The following is a 15,315-nucleotide window of genomic DNA, read 5'->3' as shown; positions in this document are numbered from 1 at the left end:
AGTGGTGCGCTGACCGCCAGACGCTGAAAAGGGCTTACTCTCCCCAGTCCTCCGCTTCCTGCGGGGCGGCTTCCAGGCGGGGCGGGTCCACCGAAACCACCTCATATTCCACGCCGGTTTCGTCGTCGATCACCAGTTCGCCCAGTTCGGGATTGTTCAGTTCGATGGGTGCTCCAGTGTCCGGGTTTTCAAATTGAATGGCAGTCATAGTTTCTCCTCTCGTTTGATACGTTAAGGCTTATCAGTCTTTTCAGATGTTATTGGCTAGACAGCGAGCGGCCTTCTGGCCCGTCCTCGAACTCCAGCTCGATGCTGGCCCGGCAGTGGGGACAATTCACCACGCTGACCTCACTGCCATCACTGGCATGCAGGGTGGGTGCGGTGGCGAGCAGTTCCTCGGTGACCTCGAATTCCTCGGCGCAGTTGGGACAGGTGGTCAGGATGCCCAGCAGTTCCAGCTCGAAGTCCTCGCCGCCGCCGTTGCGGGTGATTTCCATCTCGGCGTTGCACGAATCGCAGACGATCACGTCGCCCGGCTGCAATTCGGCGCGGTCCTGATCGGTCAATTCCAGCACCTCGGCGCAGACGGGGCATTCAATTTCCAGCGTTGCCATAGACGTCAGTTTAAGGGGTCTTCAGGCGGCTTCTCGCCTGCACCGTGTTCGCCGGGAAAGCGGCCATGCTTCTTGAAAAAGGCCAGGATGCTGCCCTCGGCCAGCGCCTCGCGCAGAAATTCGGGCGGGGGCGGAAGCTGCACGGTGCCGCGCGGGTGGGTCAGCACGCCCGTTTCGATGTCCAGCGTGATCTCTTCACCGTCTTCCAGCACGCCGGTCAGGTCGGCCTCGAAGGCGGGAATGCCCAGATTCAGGAGGTTGCGGTAGTGGATGCGCGCGAAGCTGGGGGCCACGATGGCCCCGACCCGCAGCTTCTTGAGCGCCTGCGGCGCGTACTCGCGGCTGCTGCCCAGGCCCCAGTTGCGCCCGCCGATCAACAGGTCACCGGGCCGCACCGTGGCGGCAAATTCAGGTCGGGTGTAGTGGAAGGCGAAGGTCTGAAACACGTCCTCACCGGCCATGAACGGCGCGAACTTGCCGGGCAGGATGTCGTCGGTGTTCACGCTGTCACCAAATTTCCAGACGCGGGGCATGGGGGCAGTATCGCGCCCGGGGCGCGGTTCGGCGGTTCAGAGGTCTAACCGCCACTTGCCCGCACACCAGTCTTACGGCTTTTCCCACTCGATCACGTCGCGGTGGCGCAGGTAGAACAGAAACTGCGATCCCAGCAGCACGATGTTAAACAGCACCGCCGACAGCACGCGGCCCGACAGGTCGTAGACCTTGCCCAGCGGCGTATAGGGGCGCATGGGCGTGACGAACAGCACCGCCGAGAGGGCCAGCACGAATACCACCAGCATGACGTTCAGGGCGTATTTATTTCGGTGGTAGAAGCCGCGCCACGCCCCACCCTGCGCCGCCCGAATTCGTCCGCCAGTCAGGTCCAGGCGCACGCCCTCCACGCTGACGGCCAGCGTGACGCGGGTGCCGGGAAAGAAGGTGAAGGCCCGCTCCCTGAGCAACCGCTCGGTCAGGCGTTCGGTCTGGTCCTGCACCTCGGTCAGATGGACGCCAAACACGCGCAGCACAACGAATGTGCCGCCGTCCAGGGTACTCACCAGGGCGGGCAGATGGTGGGCCGCCTGCGGCCACGACGCCAGATGCACCGCTCCGGCCCGGACCTCGGCCCGGTCCTGCGAGGTCACCAGACCGAACACGCCCTCGGCGTGGGCGGTCAGCGAGCCGCCGGATTCGCGCAGGGGAAGCTGTCGCCAGCCGGTAAAGACGCGCCCCCACAAGGCCGGGTCCTGAACGTCCGTGCCTGGCGTGACCGGAATGACGCAGATGGAGCGGAGGTAATTGGGCGCGGGCATGGGCTGGAGGGTACTTTACGCCATCAACGCGGGCAAAGCTGTTCAGCGCGCTTGCTAAAAAGCTGTCACGCCGAGCGGGGCCGGCCTCTTTGTATGGGACAGCCCCTCGACTTCGCGCAGGGCGGCGCATCTGTTCCTTGAAATGGTTGCCCTTTGATGCTTGGCAATCTGGCATTCCCACCAAGCTCAACATCTGAGCAACCATTCATATATATTGGAGTTCATGGATTCCTCCTCTCCGACCTCCGGTACTGCCCCCCTGCTGTATTTCGTGGACGGCATGGACTGCGCCAGTTGCGTGCAGAAAGTCGAGCAGATGGTGGGCCGCCTGCCCGGTACAGCGGCGATCAAAACCAGTTTCAGCAAGCAAACGCTGAGGCTGGAGCTGGACGAGTCGCAGACGGCCCGCACCGTTCTGGAAAAGAATCTGCGGGCGCTGGGCTACACGCCTTCTTTGCAGGCAACGGTGCCGCCGGCACAAGGCAGGCCGGCCTCTAGCGACCACGATCACTCGGCAGAGGACCACGCCGGACACGTCCACGCGGTCCTGCCCGCTGGAACGCCGTGGTACGCCGGCAGGCAGGGCAGACTGGTGATCTTTTCCGGCGTGCTGCTGGCGCTGGCCTGGGGGCTGGGTTTCGTCGCGCCGCCATACGCGGTGTACGGTTATATCGCGGCGACGGTGCTGGGCGTGTGGCCGCTGGCACGGCAAGCCTGGGCCAGTGCGCGGCTGGGCGATCCGTTTTCCATCAACATGCTCGTCTCGCTGGCCGCCGTTGGCGCGGTGTTGATCGGACAGGCGGCGGAGGGCGCAGTCGTTGTGTTCTTCTTCGCCGTCGGGGAGCTGCTGGAGGGTGTGGCAGCGGGCCGGGCGCGGGCGGGCATTCAGGCGCTGGCGGCGCTGGCCCCCAAGACCGCGCTGCTGGTGGAAGGAACTGGGACGCGCGAAGTTCCCGCCGATTCGCTGCAAGTGGGGCAGATCGTGCAGGTGCGCCCCGGCGGACGAGTTCCGGCAGACGGCACCATCCTGAGCGGCACATCCAGCCTGGACGACAGCCCAGTGACTGGCGAGAGCATGCCCGTCACCAAGACCGTGGGCGACACCGTCTTCGCGGGCAGCATCAACACCGACGGCGTGCTGAGCATCGCGGTGGAGAAGGGGGCCAGCGACAACACCATTGCCCGCATCATCGAGCTGGTAGAGGAAGCTGAGGGCAGCAAAGCGGCCACCGCGCGTTTTATTGACCGTTTCAGCCGCTCTTACACGCCAGGGGTGGTGCTGGTTTCGGCGCTGGTGGCCCTGGTGCCGCCGCTGCTGCTGGGCGCGCAGTGGTATCCGTGGCTTTACAAGGGCATCACGCTGCTGCTGATCGGCTGCCCGTGTGCGCTGGTGCTAAGCGTGCCTGCGGCGATCACGAGTGGAATTAGTGCGGGAACGCGGCGCGGCCTGCTGATCAAGGGCGGCGCGGCGCTGGAGACGATTGGCACGGTGAAAACGGTGGCCTTCGATAAGACCGGCACCCTGACGGCGGGCAAACCGCGCGTGACGGACGTGCTGGGCGTGGGCGCATCCGGGAGCGAGGTGCTGAGGCTGGCCGCCGCCGTAGAAGCGGGCAGTTCTCATCCGCTGGCGCGGGCGATCATAAAGGAGGCCGCGCGGATAAATGTCTCGGCTCCCACCGCGCAGGACGCCAGAGCCATCGCCGGGAAGGGCGTCAGCGCGACGGTGGAGGGGCGCAGTCTCTTCATCAGCTCTCCCCAGCATGCAGGCAGCACCCTCAATCTGACGGCTGACCTTCAGGGCAAGCTGACCGCACTGGAAGAAGCGGGAAAAACAGCGGTAGTGGTGCACAGTGTGGACGCGGTGCTGGGCGTGCTGGCCATCCGCGACGAACCGCGCGAGGACGCCAGAGCGGCCATCGCCCGCCTCAAGGAAATGGGCGTGAACGCCGTGATGCTGACCGGCGACAATGCCCGCACGGGCCGCGCCATCGCCTCCGGGCTGGGTCTGGACGTGCAGGCGGAGCTGCTGCCCGAAGACAAGCTACGGCTGATCTCCGAACTCAAGAAAAACGGCGGTGTGGCAATGGTGGGCGACGGCATCAACGACGCCCCGGCGCTGGCGCAGGCGGATGTGGGCATCGCGATGGGCGGCGGCACCGATGTGGCGCTGGAAACGGCGGACGCGGCCCTGCTGCGCGAGCGGGTCGGGGACGTGGCCGATCTGGTGCAACTGTCGCGCGACACCATGACGAATATCAAGTGGAATATCGCCTTCGCGCTGGGCCTCAAGGCCATCTTTCTGGTCACGACGCTGCTGGGCTACACAAATCTGTGGATGGCGATTCTGGCCGACACCGGGGCCACGGCCATCGTGACCGCCAATGCACTGCGGCTGCTGGGCTGGAAGGGAGGCCCGGTCAAGCAAGCCCGAGCATCAGGCGGCCTGCCCGCGTCCGGGAGCGTGTAAGCATGCCAGAGATCACCGTCTACACCGTTCCCAACTGCGCCGATTGCGAGGCGGTCAAGCGTTTGCTGACCAGCAAGGGGGCGGCCTTCACCGAGAAGGACGTGCGGGAAGACCCGGCGGCTTTGGTGGAGATGCAGGCAAGGGCCAACGTGCGGATCGCGCCCGTGACGGTCATCGGTGAACAGGTCTTCTTCGGGTATTTTGATGATCAGCGGCCCGGCATTCTGGCAGCGCTGGCTCAAGGCGAATGACCACCTCGCTGACCCAAATTCTGCTTCTCACGCTGATTCCGGTGGCCGCCACCATCCTGGGCGGCGTCAGCGCCAGCTTCCGCCCGCCTGGCGCGCGCCTGCGCAGCTTCGTGCAGCACTTCGCGGCGGGCGTGGTCTTCGCCGCCGTGGCTGGAGAACTCCTGCCGCAGATCACGGCGGAACACCAACCCCTGGGCGTGGTCACCGGCTTTGCGCTGGGCGTGGGCGTGATGCTGGCCGTGCGGGCGCTGGTGGGACGGCTGGAGCCGGAGGAAGAGGAGACTGAGGCGGCTGACGGAGATGCGCCACGTTCTGCCACCGGCTTGCTGGCGGCAGTGGGCATCGACATCCTGATTGACGGCCTGCTGATCGGCGTGGGCTTCGCGGCGGGCGAGCGGGTGGGAACGCTGTTGGTGGTGGCGCTGACGCTGGAACTTCTGTTCCTAGGCCTATCCGTGGCGGCCAGCCTGGGCTAGCGTGGAGTTCCCAGAGGACAGAGCATCCTGACCGTAAGCGGCCTGAGCCTGCTGGTGATCGTGGGAGCCACCCTGGGCGGCACGCTGCTTCAGGGCCTCTCGGGGCTGCCGCTGGAAATCGTGCTGTCCTTCGGTGCGGCGGCGCTGCTGTTCCTGGTCACCGAGGAGTTGCTGGTGGAGGCGCACGAGGTCAAGGAGACGCCGTGGATCACCAGTGCCTTTTTTCTGGGCTTCATCGCCCTGTACCTGATTGAACTGCTGTCATAAGAAGGAGAATGGATGAAAAGATTTGCTTTCTGGAGTGCGCTTCTCAGCGCTACAGGCAGTTTCTTGTGGCTGTTGCCCCGGATCAAGCGCGAGTACCGCGAGGAGGGCCACCTGCTGGGCCAACGGTGGGGGGGTGCTTACGGCCTTCATCTGCTGGCCTTCGTGCTGGGGGTCAAGTGGCGTGAGTCCCAGCAGTCTCGGCCCCTCCTGACTGGTCTGGGCTGCACAGCAGCGGTCCTGGGAACGGCGCTGTTCGTGTCCGGCTGGCGCACGTTGCCCGTGACCGACGATTCGGCCCTGACCACCTCTGGCCTGAAATCGGGCGGCGTCTATCGCCTGAGCCGCAATCCACAGGATGTCGGCTGGGCTATCACGTTGCTGGGCCTCTCACTGGCGCGGCGCTCATGGACAGGCGCGGGTCTCACCGGGCTGTTGTGGGCAGCATTTATTACCTACCTGCCCACCGAGGAAGCCTTTCTGGAACAGACTTACGGGGAGGCGTACCGGCGCTACAAAGCGCGCACTCCCCGCTTCCTGGGCTGGCGGCCCTCGTGACGGCGGCGCAACCGCGCAGCGGGTACACTCCGGGAATGAGAATGCTTTCTCAGGAAGGCGTGTGCGAGGTGAATTGCGTTCACCCCGAGGCGGTGGCGCAGGCCCGCGCGGCTCAACCAGACGGAATGGACGTCGAGACGGCTTCCGCCTTTCTGAAACTGGTGGCCGATCCCACGCGCCTGAAACTACTGAGCGCCCTGAACACCCGCGAGCTGTGCGTCTGCGATCTGGCGGCGGTGGTGGGCCTGTCCGAGAGTGCGGTGAGTCACCAGCTCCGGCTGCTGCGGGCCGGGCGGGTGGTGGCCTTTCGCAAGGCCGGGCGGGTGGCGTATTACCGGCTGCTGGACCACCACGTCACCAGCTTGATCGAGAGCGCACTTGACCACGCCAGAGAGTAGGTCAGGCCGCAAGACGGGGCGCTGGCTGGGGCTGGGCGCGGCCTTTGTCGAGCGAACTGGGCCGCGCGGGCGCGCCGGAGGTTCAAGATCAGTCGGATGGGAAGGGCGACACGACGCTGATCACGCCCCATGGGCGGCCACGATCACGGTGCCGGATTCAGAGATGCGTCAGACTCGGCGCGAATGACCGGCGCGGCCCAGAAAAATTCAGTTCAGAACGACAACGTGGCCCTCTCGCACCGTTTGCGGGACCTGCTCAGCACGCTGGGGCTGGTCTGGCGGGCCAGCCCCCGGCACAGCGTCACCTACGCGGCCACGACACTGATCGCCAGCGTTCTACCTGCCGCCAACTTGTACATCGGCAAACTGCTGCTGGATGAGGTGGCGCAGGCAGCGGGCGGCGGCGTGACCTATGCGGCGCTGCTGACGCTGCTGGCGATTCAGGTGGCGCTGGGCGTGTTCGGCAGCCTGTTGAGCACGGTGGGAACAGCCTCTCAGCAATTGCTGGGCGACAGCCTGCAACACAGCGTCAGCCGCCGGATTCTGGACAAGGCATCGGGCCTGTCGGTGGAGGCGTTTGAGAACGCCGAGACGTATGACCGACTGCAACAGGCATACCGCGAGGTGGGTTCGCGTCCGCTGGGGGTGGCGACGCAACTGGTGGGGCTGGCGGGGGCCGCCGTGACGCTGGTCTCGGTGGGCGCACTGATGGCGCGGCTGGGCGTGTGGGTGCTGCCGCTGGTGTTGCTGGCCAGCGTGCCGGGGGTGATCGTCAGCAACCGTTTTGGCATTGAGGGCTACCGCATGCTGCGCCGCCAGACCCATGACGCGCGGGTGCAAAATTATCTGGGCAGCCTGCTGACCTCCGACACACTGGTCAAGGAGGTGCGGCTGTTCGGCTTCGAGGGCCACCTGCTGGGCCGCTGGCGCGAGTATTACCTGGGCTTCCGCAAAACATTGGAGGACCTGGTGCGCCGCCGCTCGGCGTATGGCTTCTCGGCGGCGCTGGCCTCGGCGCTGCTGATCGGGCTGGCGAGCGCGCTCATTTTGCGGCGGGCGGCGGACGGGCAGATCAGCGTGGGCGACTTCTCCATCTTCGTGCTGGGCATCGCGCAGGTGCAGAGCACCGTGGCAGGGCTGCTGAACGGCGTGAGCGGCATTTACCAGAACCTGCTGTACATGCGAAATCTGTTCGACTTCCTGGAATTGCCCAGCCGCGATCTGGACGCCGGAGAGGTCTGGGACGGGCCGATTGACACGATTGAATTCAGGGACGTGGGCTTCCGCTACCCGCTGACCGAGCGCGACGTGCTGCACGGCGTGAATTTCACGGTGCGGCGTTCTGAGGCGCTGGCGCTGGTGGGCGAAAACGGGGCGGGCAAGACCACGCTGGTCAAGCTGCTGACCCGGCTGTTCGAGCCGAGCAGCGGCACCATTTTGCTCAACGGCATGGACGCCGCCCGCTTCAGCCCGCGCAGCGTGCAAAAGCAGATGAGCATCATCTTCCAGGATTTCGGGCAGTACCAGATGAGCGCCCGCGAAAATGTCGGGCTGGCCGAGGTGGCGCGGCTCTCGGAGGAAGGCAGCGTGGAGGGCGCGGTGGAGCGGGCCGGAGCAGCATTCGTGGACGAACTGCCGGAAGGGCTGAATACGCCGCTGGGACGGCTGTTTCAGGGCGGGCGGCAGTTGTCGGGCGGGCAGTGGCAGCGGCTGGCGCTGGCGCGGCTGTACTTCCGGGACGCCTCGGTGCTGGTCTTTGACGAGCCGACGGCGGCGCTGGACGCCCGCGCGGAGTCGGCGACCATCGAGGCGCTGCGCTCCCAGACCACGGACCGCATCACGCTGCTGATCTCGCACCGCTTTTCCACCGTGCGGCTGGCCGATCAGATCGTGGTGCTGGACGGCGGCGTGATCGTGGAGGCGGGCAGCCACGCGGAGTTACTGGCGCGGGGCGGGCAATATGCCGCCCTGTACAACTTGCAGGCGCGGGGGTATGGGGCGGCAGACCCGGTCAGCGGCCCGGCTTGAGCTTCCCCTTGCGGGCGTCTTCCTCGCGCCATTCCCCGGCGATCTCGGCGGCCTTGCCCGTCACCCACGCCAGCGCGTCGCTGTTGGGATACGAGATGGCGCTGTGGTCCTCACGCGAGGAGATGAAGCGCTCAATGCCGCTGCGGGTGCCGTCCAGGCGCATGTTGGGCGTGACCTCGAACAGGTAATTCACCGGAAATCCGCCGCTGGGACTGGGTCGGGCGGGCAGGCGTTTGCTCTGCACCTCCAGTGCGCGGGCCACGTTGGGCCACACGATGTCCTTGACTCCCACCGTGCGCCCGGCCACCGGCAGGCCGTCACAGGCGTTGAGCGGGGACGGCTCGGTGCCGTGGACCTGGCCCAGTGCCCGGATGCCCGCCCCGAAGTCCGACTTCCAGGCCACACAGATGCCGTCCAGATCGACTTGTAGGGCAATCGGCACCGAGGGATTGACCCGCGACAGGTGGTGCAGCCATACCGACCCCTGTGAATGACCCAGCAGCACCAGCCGTGGCGGACGGGCGAGCTTCATCCAGGTGGTCTTGACCCGCTCGAAATCGACGCGGAGCGCCTCATACCCGCGCTGCGGTCCGCCGATGTACTCGGAAGAGAAGGTAGCGGCGGCGTTGCTGGCGTAGCCGGAGACCTCGACGCGGTAGCCCGCCGCCGTGAACACGTCGGCCAACCGGTCCAGCGTGCCCCGTGACCCCAGGTAATCCCAGTTGTCGCGCGGGGCCAGGCAGGGCGGCGCGCAACGGCCCGACATGCTGAAGATCACCACGTCCGGCGGCGGCCCATTCAGATTCAGGGCCGGGGTCAGGGCCGGGTGAACCACATACAGCGGCGTGCAGCCCACCAGCGCCAGCATGCCCAGGGGCAGGGCCAGCAGACGGGCAATCGGGCGGCGGGACACCCTCGCAGTCTAGGCATGAACCTGCGCCTCCGGTACGGACGCAGCTTTGCATTCTGGTCACACTCGGGGGGCAGGGGAGGCCTCCGTTTCGGCGTTCAGACGATCCCCCTTTCCCTCAGGGACGCGTTGTGGGTATTCTGAATGGCCATGACGCTTGACCAGGCCGAAACCGCTTTCCCTCCCACCGCCCGCCGGGGCCTGCTGATCGTGATTACCGGGGCGTCCGGCGTGGGCAAGGGCACCCTGCGCGAACGCTGGCTGGCCGGGCAGGACGTCTTTTACAGCACGTCATGGACCACCCGGCAGGCCCGGCCCGGCGAGCGGCCCGGCGTGGATTACGTGTTCGTGCCGCCGGAAGTCTTTGAGAGCAAGGCCAGGGGGGGCGGTTTTCTGGAACACGCCGCCTTCGTGGGCAACCGCTACGGCACGCCCATCGAACCCATCGAGGCCGCGTTGGCGCGCGGGCAGGACGTGGTGCTGGAGATCGAGGTCGAGGGGGCCATGCAGGTCAAGGCGCGCGTGGGAGAGGAGGCCGTGCTGGTCTTTATCATGCCGCCCAGCCTGACCGAGCTGCGCCGCCGGCTGGAGGGCCGCGCCACCGAGACCCCCGAGCGCATCGAGAAACGCCTGCGCCGCGCCCGCGAGGAAATTCAGGAGGCCCACGCCTTCCGCTACGTGATCGTGAACGACGATCTGGACCGCGCCGTGGCCGAGTTGCTGGCCGTGCAGCGCGCCGAGCGTGCCGCGCAGGTGCCCCGTGAACAGTGGACCGGCGCGGAACTGGCGGCGGTCACGGCGGCACAGGCCGTCAGGAGCGAGAGCCTGAACACTCGGGATTTGCAGCGCGTTGTGGAGTCGTAGGGACGCGCGTGCCACTTAAGCTCCTTCAGGGAGACATTGCCGCGCAGGACTGCGCCGCCGTAGTGACCGCCGCGAACAGGGAACTGGCCGGGGGCGGCGGTGTGGACGGCGTGATCCACCGCGCCGCCGGTCCGGAGCTGCTGCGGGCCATTCGCAAGATTGGAGGTACACCCACCGGGACAGCGGTGATCACCCCGGCGTTCGGTCTGGAGAGGCGCGGCGTGCAGTACGTCATCCACGCGGTGGGTCCGGTCTGGCGCGGCGGCAATCACGGCGAGGCTGAACTGCTGGCCGGGGCCTACCGCCGCAGTCTCCAGTTGGCTGCGGAGAACGGCTGCCCCTGCGTCGCCTTTCCCTCGATCAGCACGGGTGTGTACGGTTATCCAGTCGAGAAGGCCGCGCCCGTGGCCCTGGCGACGATCCTTGAATTCCTTGCTGACCATCCTGGGCTGGAGGTCCGCATGATGCTGTATGACGGGGGCAGCCTGCATGTCTTTCAGCGGGCCTGGGCGCGGCTGGCGGGCCAGCCGGGAGCCACCTCAGGTTCCCCGCCCGCGCGGTCAGCCGCCTCAAAGTAGATGCTCATGCACGGCGCTTAGCATGCGCGCATATGTCTTTGCACCTGAATCTGGCCCACCTGCCCATCCGGCGAAGCTCCGCGCGGGCGCTGCTGCTTTCCGGGGCCACGGTCCTCGGCGCGCTGACGCTGGGGGCCGCCTCCGCGCAGACCGCCGCGCCCACGCCCAGGCCAGCCGCCTCGTCTGCCGCCACGACGCAGGCGGTCAGTGCCATTTCCATCGAGATCAGTGCCGCCGCCAAGGGCCAGATCATCAGTTGCCCCGCCAGCCTCAAGCTCAGCCCGCGCGCGGTCTGCCTGTATGCGGCAAACGGCGTGGCGACGCTGCGCCCCGTGATCGCCGGCAAGCTCAGCGGGCGCACGGTGGGCGGCTGGAAGACCACCGGCAAGGCCAGTACCCTGCTGGTCAGCGAGCGGGCAGGCGGACCGCTGGGAGCCTTTGTGCTGCTCAGCGCCCTGAACGACAAAGAGAGCCTGGTGGTGGTGGACGCCGCGCAGGCCAAGGCTGCCCCCGCCGCCACCAGGCCCGCCACCCCGGCAGGCGTGATCAGGGGGCAGCCCTACGTGCTGGGACGCGATCTGGCCGGCGTGGTGGGCGTGACCAGCCAGGGCGGCGGCAACTACCGCCTGACCACCGAGGAAGGCTCGGTGCTGACGGTCACGGTGGGCCGCAAGACCGCGCAGTCGGCGGGCGGCAGCGTCGAACTGCCCCTGGCACCCGCCACAGACGGCACCAATCTGATCTTCCCGCTGGACGGCCTGCGCTCGCTGGGCTGCACCGTCACCCCCGCCGGAACCAACCTGACCGTGGCCTGCGGGTCCGACAGCATCGGTCTGCGGCCCATCGTCTTTTAAATCGGAGGTTCAGGCGGCGGCGGACGTGCCAGACACGGTTTCCGCCGCCGGACCTGTTGAGCGGCGCGGCCTGAACATTCTTCAGATGGTCTTAGCCTTTGGCTCATAACGCCTGGGGGGGCAACCCGCCGGGCGCGAAGTGCGTAATCATAGCTGCAATCGCCCGCCCAAACGAGGCGTTGTTCACATCCCCAAGGAGGACCCATTCATGACCATTCTCGACCGACTGTCCCGACTGCTGCGCGCCAATGTCAACGACATGATCAGCAAGGCCGAGGACCCCGGCAAGATCATCGAGCAGGCCCTGCGCGACATGCGCGCCGCCTACGGCGAGGCCCGCAGCGAGGTGGCCGACGCCATGAGCCAGAATGCCAAGCTGGAACGCGAGGCTGGCACCAACCGCCGCCTGGCCGACGAGTACGGCAAGAAGGCCGAGGAAGCCCTGCGCGGCGGCAATGAGGACCTGGCAAGAGAAGCGCTACGCCGCGCCCAGAACTCCAAGGACCTGGCCCAGGGCTTCGACGAGCAGCGCGCCACCCAGACCAGCACCGTCGATCAGCTCAAGATCCAGCTCCGGGCGCTGGAAGCCAAGATCGACGAAATGGAGTCCAAGAAGTCGCTGCTGGCGGCCCGCCAGAAGACCGCGCAGGCCACCGAAACCCTGGACCGCGCCACAGGCTTCAACAAGGCCGGGGGCGCGATGGACGCCTTCGAGGAAATGGAGCAGCGCGTCTCCGGTATGGAAGACCGCAACAAGGCCGTGACTGAGCTGCGGACCGACAACGACATCGATGCCCAGCTCAAGGACCTGGGCCGGGACCGCGATATCGACGACGCGATGGCCGCCTTGAAGGCCAAGGTGCAGGGCGACTCGGGGGCCAAGAGCTGATACGGGTTCCGGACGTGGAGTGCAGGAATCGGGACAGCGCCGATTCCTGCACTCCACGTCCGGAACCCGTTTTTCTCCTTCTCACTCCGCTCGGATTTTCAGGTGTTTTCAACACCTTTCAATCGGAGTCCGTATGACCTCACGGCCCGGCGAATCATTTCAATTTCCTCTCCCCTGCGGACCATCGCGGGGGAGTTTTCGATTGCGCGTGACCCCGCAGTAACGCCAGGCGGCTAGACTGGGCAGCACATGAATAAAGTGTATTCAAACGCCCAGGCGGCGCTCTCGGACGTGGTCCGTGATGGGCAGACCGTCGCGGTGGGCGGTTTTGGCCTGTGCGGCATTCCCGAGGCGCTGATCCTGGCCCTGCGCGACAGTGGCGCTAAGGACCTGACCGCCGTGAGCAACAACGCTGGGGTAGACGGCTTTGGCCTGGGCCTGCTGCTGGAAACCCGCCAGATCAGGAAGATGATCAGCAGCTACGTGGGCGAGAACAAGGAGTTCGAGCGTCAGTATCTGGCCGGGGAACTGGAGCTGGAGTTCACGCCGCAGGGCACGCTGGCCGAACGCATGCGCGCGGGCGGGGCAGGGATTCCCGGCTTCTACACCAAGACCGGCGTGGGGACGGTGGTGGCCGAGGGCAAGGAAGAAAAAGACTTTGAGGGAGAGAAATACATTCTGGAACGGGGCATCGTGGCCGATCTGAGTCTGGTCAAGGCGTGGAAGGCGGACACCAGCGGCAACCTGGTGTACCGCAAGACCGCGCGCAACTTCAATCCAGTGGTGGCGACCTGCGGCGCGGTCACGGTGGCCGAGGTCGAGGAAATCGTTGAGGTGGGCCAGCTCGATCCCGACCGCATTGACACGCCCGGTGTTTACGTGCAGCGCGTCGTCCTGAACGCAATGCCAGAAAAACGCATCGAGCAACGGACGGTCCGGGCCTCAGCCCCAGCCTCGTCCGCCGCCGGAGAGGAGGTCTAGAGGTGCCCTGGAACCGTGACGAGATGGCCGCCCGCGCCGCCGCAGAATTGCAGGACGGCTTTTACGTGAATCTGGGCATCGGTCTGCCCACGCTGGTGGCCAACCACATCCCGGACGGCGTGTCGGTGATGCTGCAATCCGAAAACGGGCTGCTGGGCATCGGTCCCTTTCCCACCGAGCAGGAGGTGGACCCAGACCTGATCAACGCCGGCAAGCAGACGGTGACGGCGTTGCCGGGGGCGAGCTTTTTTTCCAGCGCCGACAGCTTTGCCATGATCCGGGGCGGGCATATCAACCTCGCCATCCTGGGGGCCATGCAGGTCAGCGCGCATGGAGACCTGGCCAACTGGATGATTCCGGGCAAGATGGTCAAGGGCATGGGCGGCGCGATGGACCTGGTGGCCGGGGTGCAAAGGGTAGTGGTGTTGATGGAACACACGGCCAGGGGCGGCGCACACAAAATTTTGCACGAATGCAACCTGCCGCTGACCGGGGTGGGCGTGGTGGACCGCATCATCACCGATCTGGGGGTGCTGGACGTGACCGAGGCTGGGCTGAGGCTGGTGGAACTCGCGCCGGGCGTGACGCTGGAAGACATGCAGGAGAGGACGGGGGCTAGGATTCAGAGCTGACCTCCGCCATCACCGGGCCGTCCGGCCCCAGCGTCACGTCGGCATTCAGACCAGTGGGACCGCCGCCTGGCACGTCCAGCGTGGAATTACGAAGCACCAGCGCGGCGATCACGCCCGCCTCCAGCAGTGCCAGATGGTTGCCGATGCACATCCTGGCCCCCAGACCGAAAGGCATGAACGCTCCCGGCGCGCGGGTCTGCCCCAGCCAGCGCTCCGGCCTGAAGGCGTCCGGCTGGGGCCAGAAGCGGGCGTTGCGCTGGATTAAAAAGATGTTGACGCTGACGTTGCTGCCCTCCTGAAGCGGCACGCCCGCCACCGTGACCGGCCCGGTGGCCTGCCGGGGAACCAGCCACGCGGGTGGGTACAGCCGCAGCGTTTCCTGAATGCAGGCGTTGAGCAGCGGCATCTGTGGCAGGTCGACAGCCTCCGGCGCGCGGTTCCCCAGCGCCGCGCGGACCTCGGCATGGACCTGTGCCTGAATATCGGGGCGGCGCGACAGGCCCAGGAACAGGAAGGTCAGCAGGGTGGCCGTGGTCTCGTGTCCGGCCAGGAACAGGGTCATGACCTCGTCGCGCAGCTCGGCGTCGCTCAGGCCCCCTCCACCATTCTCGTCACGGGCCGCGAGCAGCAGGCCCAGCAGGTCCGTGCCTGCCGCGCCAGTCGCCTGGCGTTCCTGAACAATCCGGTTCACGATCTCGTCCAGCGCCCGCGCCGACACCCTCTCGCGCTGCCGGGCGGGTGTGGGCAGGGATTAGTCCAGGACCGAACGCAAGCGCTGCGCCGTGTGGGTCAGCAGCGGCGGCAATTCGCGCTCCACGACGCGCAGATCGGCCTCGGGCAGCGCCGCGCCGAACAGCACCGCCGCCACCGCGCGCAGGGTCACGCGCCGCATCTCGGAGTCCAGATTTACCGCCCGGCCTGTCGTGGTTGCCACCCTGACGGCCTGACACAAAGTATGAGAAAGCGTCCCCGGTAGGGGACACTTTCTGTCTGTGACAACCGAAAATGCTACCGGGGACGCGCCCCGACTCTATCAAGCCGTCCTCGCCCACCTCCAGAGTGGATTGTGGAATGACGTCCGCAACGCCCACACACTGGCCTGGATGGTCACCGGACTGCTGCTCTCCCAGTGCAGCTCCATCCCCGCCTGGCTCCCCTACATCCACTCCCGTGCCACGTTCGCGCAAAGCAGCGAACGCCGCGTTCGTCGGTGGCTGGAGAATCCAGCCATAGAC

At 66.5% G+C, this 15,315-nt stretch carries 20 protein-coding genes and 1 pseudogene; 14 read left to right on the top strand and 7 right to left on the bottom strand.

Translation table 11 applies throughout. The annotated features are described in order from the left end of the window. Positions 1-34: 34 nt before the first annotated feature. The 4 genes from lysW to Q322_RS0105825 form a co-directional block, all read right to left on the bottom strand. Positions 35-208 carry a lysine biosynthesis protein LysW gene (lysW, locus tag Q322_RS0105840; RefSeq protein ID WP_029476825.1) on the bottom strand — a complete coding sequence of 58 codons (174 nt, stop codon included), beginning with the start codon at positions 206-208 and terminating at the stop codon, positions 35-37. 49 nt (positions 209-257) lie between these two features. Beyond that, positions 258-614 carry a hypothetical protein gene (locus tag Q322_RS0105835; RefSeq protein WP_029476823.1) on the bottom strand — a complete coding sequence of 119 codons (357 nt, stop codon included), beginning with the start codon at positions 612-614 and terminating at the stop codon, positions 258-260. Between the two features lie 5 nt (positions 615-619). Beyond that, positions 620-1,147 carry a LeuD/DmdB family oxidoreductase small subunit gene (locus Q322_RS0105830; RefSeq protein WP_029476821.1) on the bottom strand — a complete coding sequence of 176 codons (528 nt, stop codon included), beginning with the start codon at positions 1,145-1,147 and terminating at the stop codon, positions 620-622. Between the two features lie 72 nt (positions 1,148-1,219). Then, entirely contained in the window at positions 1,220-1,927 is a 708-nt protein-coding gene (locus tag Q322_RS0105825) for a hypothetical protein (RefSeq protein WP_029476820.1), read from the bottom strand. A gap of 223 nt (positions 1,928-2,150) precedes the next feature. Here Q322_RS0105825 and Q322_RS0105820 point away from each other — a divergent pair, with 223 nt between their 5' ends. From Q322_RS0105820 to Q322_RS24775, 7 genes are all read left to right on the top strand, one after another. Beyond that, complete coding sequence (locus Q322_RS0105820) at positions 2,151-4,397, top strand: heavy metal translocating P-type ATPase (RefSeq protein WP_051668277.1); 2,247 nt, start codon at positions 2,151-2,153, stop codon at positions 4,395-4,397. 2 nt (positions 4,398-4,399) lie between these two features. Continuing rightward, on the top strand, positions 4,400-4,648 hold the full coding sequence (locus Q322_RS0105815) for a glutaredoxin family protein (protein WP_029476816.1): 249 nt from the start codon (positions 4,400-4,402) through the stop codon (positions 4,646-4,648). Next, on the top strand, positions 4,645-5,124 hold the full coding sequence (locus Q322_RS24440; RefSeq protein WP_245593158.1) for a ZIP family metal transporter: 480 nt from the start codon (positions 4,645-4,647) through the stop codon (positions 5,122-5,124). The genes Q322_RS0105815 and Q322_RS24440 overlap by 4 nt, the downstream gene beginning before the upstream one ends. 54 nt (positions 5,125-5,178) lie before the next feature. Then, positions 5,179-5,391: a ZIP family metal transporter gene (locus tag Q322_RS24435; RefSeq protein WP_245593157.1), complete on the top strand. Its 213-nt coding sequence runs from the start codon at positions 5,179-5,181 to the stop codon at positions 5,389-5,391. 12 nt (positions 5,392-5,403) lie between these two features. Next, on the top strand, positions 5,404-5,946 hold the full coding sequence (locus Q322_RS21605; RefSeq protein WP_029476815.1) for a methyltransferase family protein: 543 nt from the start codon (positions 5,404-5,406) through the stop codon (positions 5,944-5,946). Positions 5,947-5,981: 35 nt separating this feature from the next. Then, positions 5,982-6,344: an ArsR/SmtB family transcription factor gene (locus Q322_RS0105800; RefSeq protein WP_029476814.1), complete on the top strand. Its 363-nt coding sequence runs from the start codon at positions 5,982-5,984 to the stop codon at positions 6,342-6,344. Positions 6,345-6,527: 183 nt separating this feature from the next. Then, positions 6,528-8,372, top strand: coding sequence for an ABC transporter ATP-binding protein (locus Q322_RS24775; protein WP_051668276.1), 1,845 nt, complete (start codon positions 6,528-6,530; stop codon positions 8,370-8,372). Here Q322_RS24775 and Q322_RS0105790 read toward each other — a convergent pair. Further along, positions 8,356-9,285, bottom strand: a complete 930-nt coding sequence (locus Q322_RS0105790) for a hypothetical protein (protein ID WP_245593156.1) — start codon at positions 9,283-9,285, stop codon at positions 8,356-8,358. The two genes, Q322_RS24775 and Q322_RS0105790, sit on opposite strands and share 17 nt — an antisense overlap. A 147-nt stretch (positions 9,286-9,432) precedes the next feature. Here Q322_RS0105790 and gmk point away from each other — a divergent pair, with 147 nt between their 5' ends. The 6 genes from gmk to Q322_RS0105760 all read left to right on the top strand — a co-directional run bounded on the left by gmk (position 9,433) and on the right by Q322_RS0105760 (position 14,080). Then, positions 9,433-10,146, top strand: coding sequence for a guanylate kinase (gmk, locus tag Q322_RS0105785; protein WP_162176594.1), 714 nt, complete (start codon positions 9,433-9,435; stop codon positions 10,144-10,146). An 8-nt stretch (positions 10,147-10,154) separates the two neighbouring features. After that, positions 10,155-10,724: a macro domain-containing protein gene (locus Q322_RS0105780; protein ID WP_051668275.1), complete on the top strand. Its 570-nt coding sequence runs from the start codon at positions 10,155-10,157 to the stop codon at positions 10,722-10,724. Positions 10,725-10,756: 32 nt separating this feature from the next. Further along, positions 10,757-11,578: a hypothetical protein gene (locus Q322_RS0105775; RefSeq protein WP_245593155.1), complete on the top strand. Its 822-nt coding sequence runs from the start codon at positions 10,757-10,759 to the stop codon at positions 11,576-11,578. A gap of 208 nt (positions 11,579-11,786) precedes the next feature. Then, positions 11,787-12,467 (top strand): PspA/IM30 family protein, encoded by a 681-nt coding sequence (locus Q322_RS0105770; RefSeq protein ID WP_029476805.1) that lies wholly within the window; start codon positions 11,787-11,789, stop codon positions 12,465-12,467. A gap of 249 nt (positions 12,468-12,716) precedes the next feature. After that, a complete protein-coding gene (locus Q322_RS0105765) occupies positions 12,717-13,448 on the top strand; it encodes a CoA transferase subunit A (RefSeq protein ID WP_029476804.1) in 732 nt (243 codons plus the stop codon). Positions 13,449-13,450: 2 nt separating this feature from the next. Then, entirely contained in the window at positions 13,451-14,080 is a 630-nt protein-coding gene (locus Q322_RS0105760) for a CoA transferase subunit B (RefSeq protein WP_029476802.1), read from the top strand. Here the strand turns inward: Q322_RS0105760 and Q322_RS20675 are convergent. Next, the gene (locus tag Q322_RS20675; RefSeq protein WP_281173623.1) at positions 14,064-14,828 is read right to left on the bottom strand and encodes a cytochrome P450; all 765 of its coding nucleotides are present in this window, start codon (positions 14,826-14,828) and stop codon (positions 14,064-14,066) included. The genes Q322_RS0105760 and Q322_RS20675 overlap by 17 nt on opposite strands. Before the next feature lie 3 nt (positions 14,829-14,831). Continuing rightward, positions 14,832-15,014: a hypothetical protein gene (locus tag Q322_RS24425; protein WP_245593153.1), complete on the bottom strand. Its 183-nt coding sequence runs from the start codon at positions 15,012-15,014 to the stop codon at positions 14,832-14,834. Between the two features lie 58 nt (positions 15,015-15,072). Here Q322_RS24425 and Q322_RS0105750 point away from each other — a divergent pair. Then, positions 15,073-15,315 (top strand): annotated as a pseudogene (locus Q322_RS0105750) (transposase); the annotation flags it as partial.

Origin of the sequence: Deinococcus frigens DSM 12807, assembly GCF_000701425.1 — a bacterium.
Lineage (GTDB): Bacteria > Deinococcota > Deinococci > Deinococcales > Deinococcaceae > Deinococcus > Deinococcus frigens.
Note: the sequence above shows the minus strand (reverse complement) of the source record. Positions and strands in the feature narration are given on the sequence as shown.

Coding starts and splice junctions, on each gene's coding strand:
- lysW (WP_029476825.1), bottom strand. CDS start 208: ATGACTGCCATTCAATTTGAAAACCCGGACACTGGAGCACCCATCGAA.
- Q322_RS0105835 (WP_029476823.1), bottom strand. CDS start 614: ATGGCAACGCTGGAAATTGAATGCCCCGTCTGCGCCGAGGTGCTGGAA.
- Q322_RS0105830 (WP_029476821.1), bottom strand. CDS start 1,147: ATGCCCCGCGTCTGGAAATTTGGTGACAGCGTGAACACCGACGACATC.
- Q322_RS0105825 (WP_029476820.1), bottom strand. CDS start 1,927: ATGCCCGCGCCCAATTACCTCCGCTCCATCTGCGTCATTCCGGTCACG.
- Q322_RS0105820 (WP_051668277.1), top strand. CDS start 2,151: ATGGATTCCTCCTCTCCGACCTCCGGTACTGCCCCCCTGCTGTATTTC.
- Q322_RS0105815 (WP_029476816.1), top strand. CDS start 4,400: ATGCCAGAGATCACCGTCTACACCGTTCCCAACTGCGCCGATTGCGAG.
- Q322_RS24440 (WP_245593158.1), top strand. CDS start 4,645: ATGACCACCTCGCTGACCCAAATTCTGCTTCTCACGCTGATTCCGGTG.
- Q322_RS21605 (WP_029476815.1), top strand. CDS start 5,404: ATGAAAAGATTTGCTTTCTGGAGTGCGCTTCTCAGCGCTACAGGCAGT.
- Q322_RS0105800 (WP_029476814.1), top strand. CDS start 5,982: ATGAGAATGCTTTCTCAGGAAGGCGTGTGCGAGGTGAATTGCGTTCAC.
- Q322_RS24775 (WP_051668276.1), top strand. CDS start 6,528: ATGACCGGCGCGGCCCAGAAAAATTCAGTTCAGAACGACAACGTGGCC.
- gmk (WP_162176594.1), top strand. CDS start 9,433: ATGACGCTTGACCAGGCCGAAACCGCTTTCCCTCCCACCGCCCGCCGG.
- Q322_RS0105775 (WP_245593155.1), top strand. CDS start 10,757: ATGTCTTTGCACCTGAATCTGGCCCACCTGCCCATCCGGCGAAGCTCC.
- Q322_RS0105770 (WP_029476805.1), top strand. CDS start 11,787: ATGACCATTCTCGACCGACTGTCCCGACTGCTGCGCGCCAATGTCAAC.
- Q322_RS0105765 (WP_029476804.1), top strand. CDS start 12,717: ATGAATAAAGTGTATTCAAACGCCCAGGCGGCGCTCTCGGACGTGGTC.